The sequence below is a fragment of the Candidatus Phaeomarinobacter ectocarpi genome, from assembly GCF_000689395.1.
GTDB lineage: Bacteria > Pseudomonadota > Alphaproteobacteria > CGMCC-115125 > CGMCC-115125 > Pyruvatibacter > Pyruvatibacter ectocarpi.
The window spans coordinates 3,366,627-3,378,778 of sequence record NZ_HG966617.1; the positions used below are offsets into that span (position 1 = coordinate 3,366,627).

Consider the following 12,152-nt stretch of genomic DNA (forward strand, 5'->3'; position numbering starts at 1 on the left):
ATGCAGGGGATTGTTGGGGGAGTAACCCGGCTGGCGGAGTGGCTGGCCGGGCGATCAGGCTGGCAGAGGCTCGGTCTGGCGGCCATTGCGGGCGCGCTGACCGTATTTGCCATGCCGCCCTTTGGTCTGTGGCCATTGCTGTTCGTCACCTACCCGGTGCTGCTGTGGTTGCTGGACGGTATTGAGCCCGATGCTGAAAAACGCTTTGTCGGCTGGCGCTCTGCGGCCCTGACGGCGTGGGCCTTTGGCTTTGGCTTCTTTCTGGCAGGGCTGTACTGGATCGGCTCTGCCTTCCTTGTGGACGCTGACCAGTTCGCCTGGATGCTGCCCTTTGTGGCGGTCATCATGCCCGGCGGTCTGGCCTTGTTTTTTGCGGGTGCCGCCGTTGCAGCGCGCGCCGTATCCCGCACCGGAGCGACGCGCGTCCTCACCTTTGTGGTCGCCTTTGCGCTGGCCGAGTGGCTGCGCGGCCATGTGCTGACGGGCTTCCCGTGGAACAGTCTTGGATATGGCTTCTCTGTCTCCGACACCTTGGTGCAGGCCACGTCCCTTTGGGGTCTTTATGGACACACGGTTCTGGCAGCTCTCGTTGCAACAGCGCCCGCGCTGCTGGCGGGGCCCGGTGTCACAGTGACCCGCAGCCGGGCTGCCGCCTTTGTGTGTTTCGCCGGCGTTCTGCCGCTGGCGCTTTTTGGATTTGGTCTGTGGCGGCTGTCCTTGCCCACACCGGCCGATGTGGCCGATGTCAAAGTGCGGATCGTGCAGCCGAACATCGCCCAGAAAGACAAATGGCGGCCGGAGCTGCGCGCGGTCAACTTCTCACGCCTTTTGCGCCTCAGCCGGGCGCAGGACAATCTGGATGGCATCACCCATGTCATCTGGCCTGAAAGCGCACCGCCCTTTTTGCTGGCGGACAATCCAGACGCGCGCGCGCTTATTGCCGACACCTTGCCTGACGGCGTGCATCTGATCACCGGCGCGGTGCGTGCTGAACCATTGCCGCAGACCATGCCGGATGGCCGGTGGGCGCGGTTCTTCAACTCAGTCATGGTGCTGGACTCGAATGCCACCATTGCGGCCACCTATGACAAGGCGCATCTGGTGCCGTTTGGAGAGTATTTGCCGGCGCAACGACTCCTGAATGCCATCGGGTTGCAGCAACTGACCCGACAGCGCGGAGGTTACAGCAGCGGTCCAGGTCCGCAGTCTGTAAACGTGCCTGGAATGCCATTTGTGGGCCCGTTGATATGCTATGAGATCATATTCCCCGGAAATTCCGTAGGGGATTACAGACCCGGATGGCTTCTCAACGCGACGAACGATGCGTGGTTTGGCGATTCGGTTGGCCCACGGCAACATTTTTTTCAAGCAAGAATGCGTGCGGTCGAGCAGGGGCTTCCACTTATCCGTGCAGCTAATACTGGAATATCGGCGGTGATTGGTCCGCGTGGCCAGATACGGGCCCATCTGCGTTTGGGTGAAGCCGGAGTATTGGACCAGAACTTACCGGGAAAAATTGATCCGACCATTTACTCTAGAAATGGTGATCTAGGGTTTTGGATTATCTGTATAGCCCTAGTATTAACTATACTGTATTCAAAACTGACTAAACACAGACAATATTGATACACAAAAAATGCAACCCAAGGTTGTGCCGTGCGTTGTTATTGACTATTTTGACATAGCTCATATTGACGTACGCATCACCTGCTTGCACTCATAGGTTAGTGTTAGTGCAAAATACCACTGTATCAAATGTGGTCTTTGCTAGGGGAGTTGTGTGGGTGGCTAGGAAAGAACCAAATCCGATTGACGTACATGTGGGGAGCCGGGTCCGCCTGCGCCGCCTGCTAGTCGGGATGAGTCAGGAAAAGCTGGGTGAGCAACTCGGGCTGACCTTCCAGCAGGTTCAGAAATACGAAAAGGGCACAAACCGTATTGGCGCCAGCCGCCTTTATGAGGTGTCGCGTATTCTCAATGTGCCTGTGCAGTATTTCTACGAAGAAATGGCTGACAATGATGCCCTTGCTCCGGGGGGAGATCAGGCATTTGCAGAAGGCGACAGCGCGCCATTTGTCATGGACTTTGTCTCCAGTTCAGAAGGCCTGCAGCTCAACCGGGCCTTTGTCGAAATCCGCGACCCGGGCGTTCGCCGCGGCATTGTGGACATGCTCAAGGCCCTGGCGAAATCCCAGGCCCCTGCGGCGGAATAGGGCGCGCCCGCTTCGGCGTACCCGGACGGCAGCAACACCCATAATCTGCTAGGGAGCGCTTCTCGTCGGGGGCGCATACCTGCTTGGCCCTGGCTTGATCCCTGCTGAGCCCGTGCTGAGCCCGTGCTGAGCCTTGACGGGTTCCGCCAAACCCGGCAAGAACCCCGCATTCTTTTTCGCCGGTCCCATGGACCGGTATCTTTCACCGTTCATATGCAGCGAAAGCAGCCCCGGCGGCTGTAATCTGTATATGACCGACTGCCAGTCGCCTGGGCGTTTTCGGCAAGGGGCCGCAACCGCACTTCCGGGCTTACATGGGGAGACCACCTGCCGTGGCACGTTCCAGCTATCTGTTTACCAGTGAGTCCGTTTCTGAAGGCCATCCTGACAAGGTCTGCGACCGGGTTTCCGACGAAATCGTCGACCTCATCTTCCGGACCGCTGAAAAGGAAGGCATGGACGCCTCCCAGGTGCGTGTTGCCGCTGAAACGCTGACAACCACCAACCGCGTCGTTATCGCCGGTGAAGTGCGCGCCCCTGAGAGCCTTCTGGGCGACGGCGACCGCGTGACACCTGCGCCATTTGAAGACGTGGCCCGCGCCGCCATCAAGGACATCGGCTACGAGCAGGATGGCTTCCACTGGAAGAACGCCCAGGTAGACGTGCTGCTGCACGCCCAGTCCGCCGATATTGCGCAGGGTGTGGATGCTGCCGGCAACAAGGACGAAGGCGCCGGCGACCAGGGCATCATGTTCGGTTACGCCTGCCGCGAAACAGACGTGCTGATGCCAGCACCGATCGTGTTCTCGCACCGCATTTTGAAATCACTGGCTGACGCCCGCCACGCCGACGCCAACTCAGGCCTCGGCCCGGACTCAAAGAGCCAGGTCACCCTGAAATATGAAAACGGCAAGCCCGTTGGTGCGACATCCGTTGTTGTATCCACCCAGCACGCCGAAGGCCTCTCCACCGAGCAGGTCCGCGAAATTGTTCGCCCGCATGTTCTTGATGTGCTGCCCGATGGCTGGATGTGCCCGGAAGACGAATTCTACGTGAACCCCACTGGCATCTTTGTCATTGGTGGCCCGGATGGCGACGCAGGCCTCACAGGCCGCAAGATCATCGTCGACACCTATGGCGGCGCAGCGCCCCACGGCGGCGGCGCATTCTCCGGCAAGGACCCCACCAAGGTGGACCGCTCTGCAGCTTACGCTTCCCGCTACGTGGCCAAGAACGTTGTGGCCGCAGGCTTTGCGGACAAGTGCACCATCCAGCTGGCTTACGCGATCGGCGTGTCCAAGCCCCTGTCTGTGTATGTGGACCTGCACGGCACCGGCAATGTGGACGAAGCCAAGCTTGAAGGTGCGATCCAGGAAGCCATGGATTTGAGCCCGCGCGGCATCCGTGAGCACCTGAACCTCAACAAGGCGATCTACGCCCGCTCCGCTGCCTATGGCCACTTTGGCCGTGACGCAGACGCAGATGGCGGCTTCTCCTGGGAGAAGACAGATCTCGTTGAGCCGCTCAAAGCAGCCATCAGCTAGACACTCCAAAAGTAAAGCCACACCTATGGCTGATAGACACAAAGATGAGGGGCGGCCGTTTACGCGGCGGCCCCTTATTTATGGCCGCGCCAAGGGCAAGGCCCTGTCACCGCGCCAGCAAAAGCTATTCGCGGACCTGCTGCCGCGCATCGCCGTGCCGACAGACAAACCACTTGATCCGTACACGTTGTTTTCTGACGTCAAAGAAGTCCATCTGGAAATCGGCTTTGGCGGTGGCGAACATCTGATCGCCCGTGCTGCTCAAAACCCGGACATCGGGTTCATCGGCTGCGAACCTTTTCTCAATGGCGTCGCCAAGACCCTGGCCGCCATCGAAGAACAATCACTTTCAAACGTCCGCCTGCATCATCGGGACGCCCGCGACGTGCTGGACGCACTCGAGCCTGAGACCCTCGACCGGGTGTATCTGCTCTATCCCGACCCGTGGCCCAAATCGCGCCAGAACAAGCGACGCTTCGTTGGCGGCGATACGCTGACAAGCCTCGCCCGCGTCATCAAACCCGGCCAAATCCTGCAGGTCGCAAGCGACATCCCGGATTATATCCAGTGGACCCTGCGCGAGATTGCCGAGAACGGGCAATTCACCCAGACCGCTCAAAGCCGTGCGGACCACGACACGCCACCTCCCGGCTGGCCCGGCACCCGCTACGAAGCCAAAGCCATCCGCGAGGGCCGCACGCCCTGCTATCTGGAATTCGAGCGGCAATAACCCCAGGTTATGGGCGCTATCTCCAAATGCCATTTCTTCAATCCGGCGGCAGCCCCTAGCTACAGGGCATACCGCTCTGGAGGCAGGAGGGATTCATGGCATCCACACAAGAAGAAAAGACCATCGCGTTTTACAAGCGCGTCAACGGCACCACCGGGCCGATCGCGCTGACGCGGGCCCATTGGCTGACCCGTCGCATCGCACGGTTCCTAGCAGCCTTCACCTGGCGCAAGAAGAATGGCACCCCGCAGGACACCGTGTCGGCCATGGCCACGGAGTGGCGGCGGCTGTTTGGTCTGGAGCGGTTCTGGAAAATCGACCGGGTGGAGGACGAGACCGCCTACGCGGAAATTCACTTCCCCTGTTCGCTGGAAGGCACAGGCGATGTTGCCGCGTGCCACCGACTGATGGAGTATGACCGCGCGTTGTTGAAAAAGATGGGCGGTGACTTGATCGTCCTGGAAAGCCGCGCTGACCCGCGCGTCAAAGGCTGCTGCAAGGTCGCCATCAGAAAGCACGCAGATGCCCGCACCGATCTTGTGCCCGCCCATGAGACAGCGGCCTCCTGAACAACAGTCTGGATATTCCTGGCCATGCGGCGGACACTTCCTCAATGATCCGACTGGACCGAAAACATCTCGCACTGGTTTGCGCTATTGCCCGCGAGGGCACGATGACGGCTGCCGCAAATGCCCTCGCCGTCTCGCAACCTGCCCTCAGCAAGCAGCTGACACAGCTCGAGGAGATGCTGGGCACGCCCCTGTTTGAGCGCACGGGCAAGAGCACATCCACCGGCCAGACGACTATGCGCCTGACCCGCCCCGGCCGCGCATTTGAACAGCGCGCCCGCAGTTTGCTGGAAGAGTTTCAGGCCTTCGAGACCACGCTCAATACCCGGGTGGGCGGCGCATCAGGCCGCCTGCGCATTGCCACGGACGTCATTCACAACGACGCGGCCCTTGCCCGCGCCATGCGGGCGTTCACCAGCGACCATCCCGGCATCGAACTTGATGCAGGCCCCGAAATCGCGCCTCTGGATGCGCTGACGGCGGAGAAAGTGGATCTGGCCATCGTCGGTGAGGCGCCGACAATGTCCGGCGTCGCGTACACCCAGCTGGAGCCGGATGAGCTGGTAGCGGTCATGCGGGCAGACCATGGCCTGGCCGCAAAGGCGCACGTCACGCCCGACGACCTCGAAGGTCAGGAAATCATCTATCACCTGGAACTCGAACGCTCGATCCTCCACAGGCGGCATCTCAAGCCCGCGGGCATCCGCATCGCGGGCTTCCATCGCATTGAGAGCCCTGCAGGCATTCTGGCGGCGGTGGCAGACAGTGACGCCGTCAGTGTTTTGCCACGGCGGGTGGCAGAATCCTCGCCCCAGGCCGCGTTTCTGGCGTTACGGCCCATTGGGGAGGACGGGTACTGGTTCCATTGGCACGCAGCCCGCCGGCGGACCGATAGCCGGGCAGAGGTCGCGGGTCTGATTGCCCGGCTGGCAGCTTCAGGCGCAGTCAGTTAGGCAGCAGGGATATGCTTCAAAACCGGCCTCAAGACAGACCTTTGCAAATTCCAGCCGTTGGGCGTATGGTCCGCGCAAGTTGAGACCCCGGTTGTTTTGCTTGGTTGGCAGAATGGCTGCGACGGTAGGTTCCAGGGGCGCTTCGGCAGCCCCTTTTTTTGTTTTTGCGGTTTTGTTTCTGGAGACCGGATTTTTGAGCCTGAAGGCCAAGACACCCGCGGAAGAACGCATTGAAGGCATCATTGCCCCTCTCGTTGAGAGCCTGGGCTATGAAATCGTGCGCATTCGCGTGATTGGCTCCGGCACACCGACCCTGCAGATCATGGCGGAAAAAGCCGACGGCACCATGCCGATTGAAGGCTGCGAGGAAGTCTCCCGCGCCGTCTCGGCGGCTTTGGACGTGGATGACCCGATTTCTGGCAAATACACCCTGGAAGTGTCCTCCGCCGGCATTGACCGCCCGCTGACCCGCGAAAAGGACTTTGAGACCTGGGCCGGGCATCTCGCAAAGGTCGAGTTGCAGGTGCCGATTGATGGCCGCAAACGCTTCCGTGGTCTGCTGGATGGATTTGCGACAGACGAAAACGAAATCCGCATTGCGGTTGAGATTGAAGGATTTTCCGAGCCTCAGGTCGTTGGCCTGCCGTTCGGCGATGTGCATGACGCAAAGCTGGTGCTGACCGACGCGCTCATCAAACAAAGTCAGAAATCGGGAGGGGCATCACCAAAACCATCTGCCCCCACCGAACTTGAAACACTAGAAGAAGACATCACGGAGTAAGTTTCCATGGCACAGGCTATTAGCGCCAACCGGCTCGAGCTTCTGCAGATTGCTGACGCGGTCGCCCGCGAAAAGTCCATCGACAAGGCAATCGTCATCGAGGCGCTGGAAGACGCCATCCAGAAGGCTGCCCGCTCTCGCTACGGCGCGGAGAATGAAATCCGCGCGCAGATCGATCCCAAGACCGGTGAGATCAAACTCAACCGGCTGCAGGAAGTGGTCGAGACCGTTGAGAACGATGCGACGGAACTTTCCCTGGAAGAAGCCCGCGTCCGCAACCCGGCCGCTGTGATTGGCGACTTCCTGACCGAGCCGCTGCCGCCGATCGATTTTGGTCGCATCGCCGCCCAGACCGCCAAGCAGGTGATCGTGCAGAAGGTCCGCGACGCTGAGCGTGACCGTCAGTTTGATGAATACAAGGACCGCGTCGGCGAGATCATTCACGGTCTGGTAAAGCGCGTGGAATACGGCCACGTCATCGTCGACATGGGCCGCGCCGAAGCCATCGTGCGCCGCGACGAGCAGATCCCGCGCGAAGCCTTCCGCACCGGCGACCGTATCCGCGCCTATGTGTTTGATGTGCGCCGCGAACAGCGCGGCCCGCAGATTTTCCTGTCACGCACCCATCCCCAGTTCATGGCGAAACTGTTTGAGCAGGAAGTGCCTGAAATCTACGACGGCATCATCGAAATCCGCTCTGTGGCGCGTGATCCCGGCAGCCGCGCCAAGATCGCCGTCATCTCGAATGATGGCTCAATCGATCCCGTCGGCGCCTGCGTGGGTATGCGCGGCAGCCGTGTGCAGGCCGTTGTGAACGAACTGCAGGGCGAAAAGATCGACATCATCCAGTGGTCACCGGACCCCGCGACATTCATCGTGAACGGCCTCGCCCCCGCTGAAGTGGTGAAGGTGGTGCTCGACGAAGATGCAGAGCGCATTGAAGTCGTTGTGCCTGACGATCAGCTGTCACTCGCCATTGGCCGCCGCGGCCAGAACGTGCGTCTGGCCTCCCAGCTGTCTGGCTGGACCATCGACATTCTGACCGAAGCTGAAGAAAGCGAACGCCGCCAGGCTGAATTCGCGGAACGCTCCAAGCTCTTCGAAGAAGCGCTGGATGTGGACGAAGTGATTGCCCAGCTGCTGGCCTCTGAAGGCTTCGCAACGGTGGAAGAAATCGCCTACGTGGAATCCGAAGAAGTCTCCGACATCGAAGGCTTTGACGAAGACACGGCTGCTGAGATTCAGGCCCGCGCAACCGAGTATCTTGAAAAGCTCAACACAGAGCTCGACAACAAGCGCAAGGAGCTGGGCGTTGAGGATGAAGTCGGCGACGTGCCCGGCATCACCTCAGCCATCATGGTGTCTTTGGGTGAGAACGACGTGAAGACCGTCGAAGACCTTGCCGGCTGCGCCACCGATGACCTGACGGGCTACTACGAGAGCGTTGAAGGCGAACGCCGCCGTGAGCCGGGCTTCCTCGACGGACATGACGTGTCCCCGCAGGAAGCAGAAGAGATTATTATGGCCGCCCGCGTAAAAGCAGGCTGGATCACCGAAGAAGACCTCGAAGCCATGCGGGCCGAAGCGGAAGCCGCTGAAGCCGGTGAAGAGGGCGAGGAAGGTGAAGCAGAAGAGGTGCCTGCTGAGTGATGAGCCAGGCACCAGTGGGGGAGCCGTCGGCGGAAACGCCGGACACGCCCTCGCCTGAAAAAGGGTCTGGCCGCAAGAAAACCCCTGAGCGCCGCTGCCCTGAACGCAGGTGCATTGTCAGTGGTGAGACGGGGACGACGGCCACCCTGGTGCGGTTTGCCATCGGGCCTGACGACCAGGTGGTGCCGGATATCGAGGGCAAATTGCCCGGACGCGGTATCTGGGTGACCTCAAACCGCGATGCGGTGGAAAAAGCGGCTCAAAAGGGCCTTTTTGCCCGCGCCGCGAAACAAAATGCCAAGGCCCCCGCTGATCTGGCAGATCAGGTGGAAGCGGGGCTGAGGCGGCGGGTTCTGGCGTTGCTGGGGCTCGCGCGCAAGGCCGGCCAGGTGATGGCAGGCCATGCAAAGGTTGAAGAAGCGGCCGTGAAGGCCCAGGTGGTGGCGCTGTTTTTGGCGTCCGACGCGGGCAAGGAAGGCCAGAAGAATGCGAAGGCCATTGCGGCCGGCACCGATGCTCCGATTGTGGCCGAATTTTCGGCAGAACAATTGGGTTTGGCATTGGGGCGGCCAAATGTGGTACATGCTGCCCTGACTGCAAGCGGCGCTGCCTCAAAAGGGCGAGCGCGGCACATGGAGGCACCAGACGTACACGCGGGCGACTTGGCCCGAAATGTACTGCCTGCCGACAAGCTCTCCGGTCTCATTATGTGTGAGGTTGGACGGTTGCAGGGGTTCCAGGGCGGAGCTTGAGTGGGGGGTTGCCCCCGTTGCGGGGTTGGCGCGTGATTTGCGGCCAGCCGGACTGACAGGTTTTTTGAAACCCTGTAGCGGCATGATCAGCCGGCTTTGCAGGGTTTGGTAGTTGAAGGGGTCTCATGAGCGAGACAAAGGACACAGACGCACAAGACGGCGAAACCGGCGGCACAGGTGCCACCCGGACACCGCGTGCGTCCGGCGGCAAGCTGACACTCGGCCGGACGGTTGAGACAGGTCATGTGCGGCAGAACTTCTCCCACGGTCGCTCCAAGGCGGTTCTGGTCGAGAAGAAGCGTCGCCGTGTGGCGCCCAAGGACAAGGCGGAAGCCCCCGCAGCAAAGAAGGCAGCTGCAGCGCCTGCAGCTGAGGCCAAGCCGGCTGCCGCAAAGGCGCCCGCGCCAGCAGCGCCTGCCGCTGACGCCCCGGCTGCAGAAGCAAAGCCTGCCGCCGCAAAAGCAGCGCCTGCTGCAGACGCCAAGGCCGAAGCAGCGCCCGCCGCTGAAACGGCTGCGAAGCCTGCGGCCAAAACAGCGACGAAAACCGCTGCCAAGACAACCACCAAGACAGCTGCAAAAACCGCCACCAAGACGGCGGCCAAGAAAGCAGCCCCGGCTGCCGACGCAGGCAAGCCCGCCCGTGCCTCGCGTCCCGAGCGCGATGCCCGCGCCCGTGGCAACATGGTGCTGCGCACCCTGACGGAAGAAGAAAAAGGCGCCCGTGGCCGCGCGCTCATTGAAGCGCGTGAGCGTGAAAAGCTTGAACGCCAGAAAGCCATCGAAGACGCCGAGCGCCGCAAGGTCGCTGAAGAGGCTGCCCGCGTAGCAGCCATCGAAGAAGCCGCCCGTGCCGCCAAGGAAGAAGAAATTGCCCGCCGCGAGGCAGAAGCCAAGGCCAAAGCCGACAAGGCTGCAGCCCTGCTTGCCAAGGAAGAAGCCGAAGCCGAAGGCACGCCTGCGCAGGTTCTGCCTGGCGAGCCCAAGCCCGGTGCCAAGGCCATTCCGACACCGGTCGCAAAGAAGCGCGAAGACGAAAACAAGCCAGCGCCCAAGCGTACAACCGGCAACGAACGCCGTCGTGGCCGCCTGACAATTTCAAACGCCCTGGACGACGAACCGCGGCAGCGGTCGCTCGCTGCCATGCGGCGCCGCCAGCAGCGCGAAAAACGCGCTCGCGGTGGTCAGCAGGAGCAGGTGAAGGTGCACCGCGAGGTGACCATTCCAGACACGATCACCGTGCAGGAACTTGCCGCGCGTATGACCGAACGTGCCGTGGACGTCATCAAGCTGTTGATGGGCCAGGGTCAGATGATGCAGATCAACGATGTGATCGACGCAGATACCGCGCAGCTCATCGCCGAAGAAATGGGCCACACGGTTAAGCGTGTGTCTGAATCCGATGTCGAAGAAGGCCTCACGGGCGACGTCGATGACGATTCTGATCTGAAGCCGCGTGCGCCGGTCGTGACCGTCATGGGCCACGTTGACCATGGCAAGACGTCGCTTCTTGATGCTCTGCGTCAGACCGATGTCGCAGCCGGCGAAGCCGGTGGCATTACCCAGCATATCGGCGCCTATCAGGTGCGCATGCCCGCAGGCCAGCGCATTACCTTCCTTGATACGCCGGGCCACGCCGCCTTTACTACCATGCGTGCGCGTGGCGCTCAGGCAACGGACATCGTGGTGCTTGTTGTGGCCGGGGATGACGGCGTGATGCCGCAGACCATCGAAGCCATCAACCACGCCAAGGCAGCGAACGTGCCGCTGATCATTGCCATCAACAAGATGGACAAGCCCGACATCGACCCCAATCGCGTGCGCACGGATCTGCTGCAGCACGAAGTGATTGTGGAAAGCATGTCCGGCGATGTGCAGGAAGTCGAAGTCTCCGCCACGGCGAAGATGAACCTCGACAAGCTCGAAGAAGCCATTTTGCTGCAGTCCGAACTCCTTGAACTCAAGGCCAACCCGGACCGTCCTGCTGACGGCCTCGTCATCGAAGCCCAGCTCGACAAGGGCCGCGGCCCGGTGGCGACGGTTCTTGTTCAGCGCGGCACGCTGCGACTGGGCGATGTGCTGGTTGCCGGTGGCGAATGGGGTAAGGTCCGTGCGCTGATCAATGATCGCGGCGAGCAGGTGAAGGAAGCCGGCCCGTCAGAACCCGTCGAAGTGCTTGGCCTCGGCGGCACACCGGAAGCGGGCGACATGATTTCGGTCGTGGAAGACGAAGGCCGTGCCCGCGAAATCACCGAGTATCGCCAGCGCGTCATGCGCGACAAGCGCGCTGCCGGTACCGCACGCGGATCGCTTGAGCAGATGTTCACGCAGCTGCAGCAAAGCGACAAGAAGGAAGTACCGCTCGTCGTCAAGGGCGATGTGCAGGGCTCAGTGGAAGCCATTGTCGGTGCACTCGAAAATGCGGGTACGGACGATATCATGGCGCGCACGCTGCACGCGGGTGTTGGCGGCATCACCGAAAGTGATGTGACGCTGGCTGCCGCCTCGGGCGCTGCCATTCTCGGCTTCAATGTGCGTGCAAATGCACCTGCCCGTGACGCTGCCCGTCAGCAGGGTGTGGATATCCGATACTACGCGGTGATCTACGATCTTGTGGATGACGTGAAAGCGGCCATGGCCGGTGTGCTTGGGCCGGAACTGCGCGAGACGTTCCTCGGCAATGCGGAAATTCTCGAAGTCTTCAACGTGTCGAAGGTCGGCAAGGTTGCCGGGTGTCGCGTCTCCGAAGGCACGGTCAAACGTGGCTCGAAAGTGCGCCTGCTGCGTGATGATGTCGTGATCCACGAAGGCACATTGTCCACCCTCCAGCGCTTCAAGGATGAAGTGAAGGAAGTGGGCAACGGCCAGGAATGTGGCATGTCCTTTGAAAACTATCAGGACATCCGCAAGGGCGACGTGATCGAGTGCTTCGACGTGACGGAAGTGGAGCGGGTGATTTAA

Annotated in this window: 10 protein-coding genes; all 10 read left to right on the forward strand. The window is 61.1% G+C overall.

The features are described from left to right. The 10 genes from lnt to infB all read left to right on the forward strand — a co-directional run bounded on the left by lnt (nucleotide 1) and on the right by infB (nucleotide 12,152). Complete coding sequence (gene lnt / locus BN1012_RS16165) at nucleotides 1-1,626, forward strand: apolipoprotein N-acyltransferase (RefSeq protein ID WP_043950377.1); 1,626 nt, start codon at nucleotides 1-3, stop codon at nucleotides 1,624-1,626. A gap of 152 nt (nucleotides 1,627-1,778) precedes the next feature. Beyond that, complete coding sequence (locus BN1012_RS16170) at nucleotides 1,779-2,213, forward strand: helix-turn-helix domain-containing protein (RefSeq protein WP_043950378.1); 435 nt, start codon at nucleotides 1,779-1,781, stop codon at nucleotides 2,211-2,213. A gap of 332 nt (nucleotides 2,214-2,545) precedes the next feature. After that, nucleotides 2,546-3,757 carry a methionine adenosyltransferase gene (gene metK / locus BN1012_RS16175; protein ID WP_043950379.1) on the forward strand — a complete coding sequence of 404 codons (1,212 nt, stop codon included), beginning with the start codon at nucleotides 2,546-2,548 and terminating at the stop codon, nucleotides 3,755-3,757. 25 nt (nucleotides 3,758-3,782) lie between these two features. Beyond that, on the forward strand, nucleotides 3,783-4,487 hold the full coding sequence (gene trmB, locus BN1012_RS16180) for a tRNA (guanosine(46)-N7)-methyltransferase TrmB (protein WP_043950380.1): 705 nt from the start codon (nucleotides 3,783-3,785) through the stop codon (nucleotides 4,485-4,487). Between the two features lie 95 nt (nucleotides 4,488-4,582). Next, nucleotides 4,583-5,056, forward strand: coding sequence for a hypothetical protein (locus BN1012_RS16185; RefSeq protein WP_043950381.1), 474 nt, complete (start codon nucleotides 4,583-4,585; stop codon nucleotides 5,054-5,056). Nucleotides 5,057-5,100: 44 nt separating this feature from the next. Then, complete coding sequence (locus tag BN1012_RS16190; protein WP_043950382.1) at nucleotides 5,101-6,009, forward strand: LysR family transcriptional regulator; 909 nt, start codon at nucleotides 5,101-5,103, stop codon at nucleotides 6,007-6,009. 193 nt (nucleotides 6,010-6,202) lie between these two features. Continuing rightward, a complete protein-coding gene (gene rimP / locus BN1012_RS16195) occupies nucleotides 6,203-6,790 on the forward strand; it encodes a ribosome maturation factor RimP (protein WP_197538319.1) in 588 nt (195 codons plus the stop codon). A 6-nt stretch (nucleotides 6,791-6,796) separates the two neighbouring features. Beyond that, nucleotides 6,797-8,440 carry a transcription termination factor NusA gene (nusA, locus tag BN1012_RS16200; RefSeq protein ID WP_043950383.1) on the forward strand — a complete coding sequence of 548 codons (1,644 nt, stop codon included), beginning with the start codon at nucleotides 6,797-6,799 and terminating at the stop codon, nucleotides 8,438-8,440. Further along, the gene (locus BN1012_RS17190) at nucleotides 8,440-9,192 is read left to right on the forward strand and encodes an RNA-binding protein (RefSeq protein WP_052535530.1); all 753 of its coding nucleotides are present in this window, start codon (nucleotides 8,440-8,442) and stop codon (nucleotides 9,190-9,192) included. The genes nusA and BN1012_RS17190 overlap by 1 nt, the downstream gene beginning before the upstream one ends. Before the next feature lie 125 nt (nucleotides 9,193-9,317). Continuing rightward, on the forward strand, nucleotides 9,318-12,152 hold the full coding sequence (infB, locus tag BN1012_RS16210) for a translation initiation factor IF-2 (RefSeq protein WP_043950384.1): 2,835 nt from the start codon (nucleotides 9,318-9,320) through the stop codon (nucleotides 12,150-12,152).

Coding starts and splice junctions, on each gene's coding strand:
- lnt (WP_043950377.1), top strand. CDS start 1: ATGCAGGGGATTGTTGGGGGAGTAACCCGGCTGGCGGAGTGGCTGGCC.
- trmB (WP_043950380.1), top strand. CDS start 3,783: ATGGCTGATAGACACAAAGATGAGGGGCGGCCGTTTACGCGGCGGCCC.
- BN1012_RS16185 (WP_043950381.1), top strand. CDS start 4,583: ATGGCATCCACACAAGAAGAAAAGACCATCGCGTTTTACAAGCGCGTC.
- BN1012_RS16190 (WP_043950382.1), top strand. CDS start 5,101: ATGATCCGACTGGACCGAAAACATCTCGCACTGGTTTGCGCTATTGCC.
- nusA (WP_043950383.1), top strand. CDS start 6,797: ATGGCACAGGCTATTAGCGCCAACCGGCTCGAGCTTCTGCAGATTGCT.
- BN1012_RS17190 (WP_052535530.1), top strand. CDS start 8,440: ATGAGCCAGGCACCAGTGGGGGAGCCGTCGGCGGAAACGCCGGACACG.
- infB (WP_043950384.1), top strand. CDS start 9,318: ATGAGCGAGACAAAGGACACAGACGCACAAGACGGCGAAACCGGCGGC.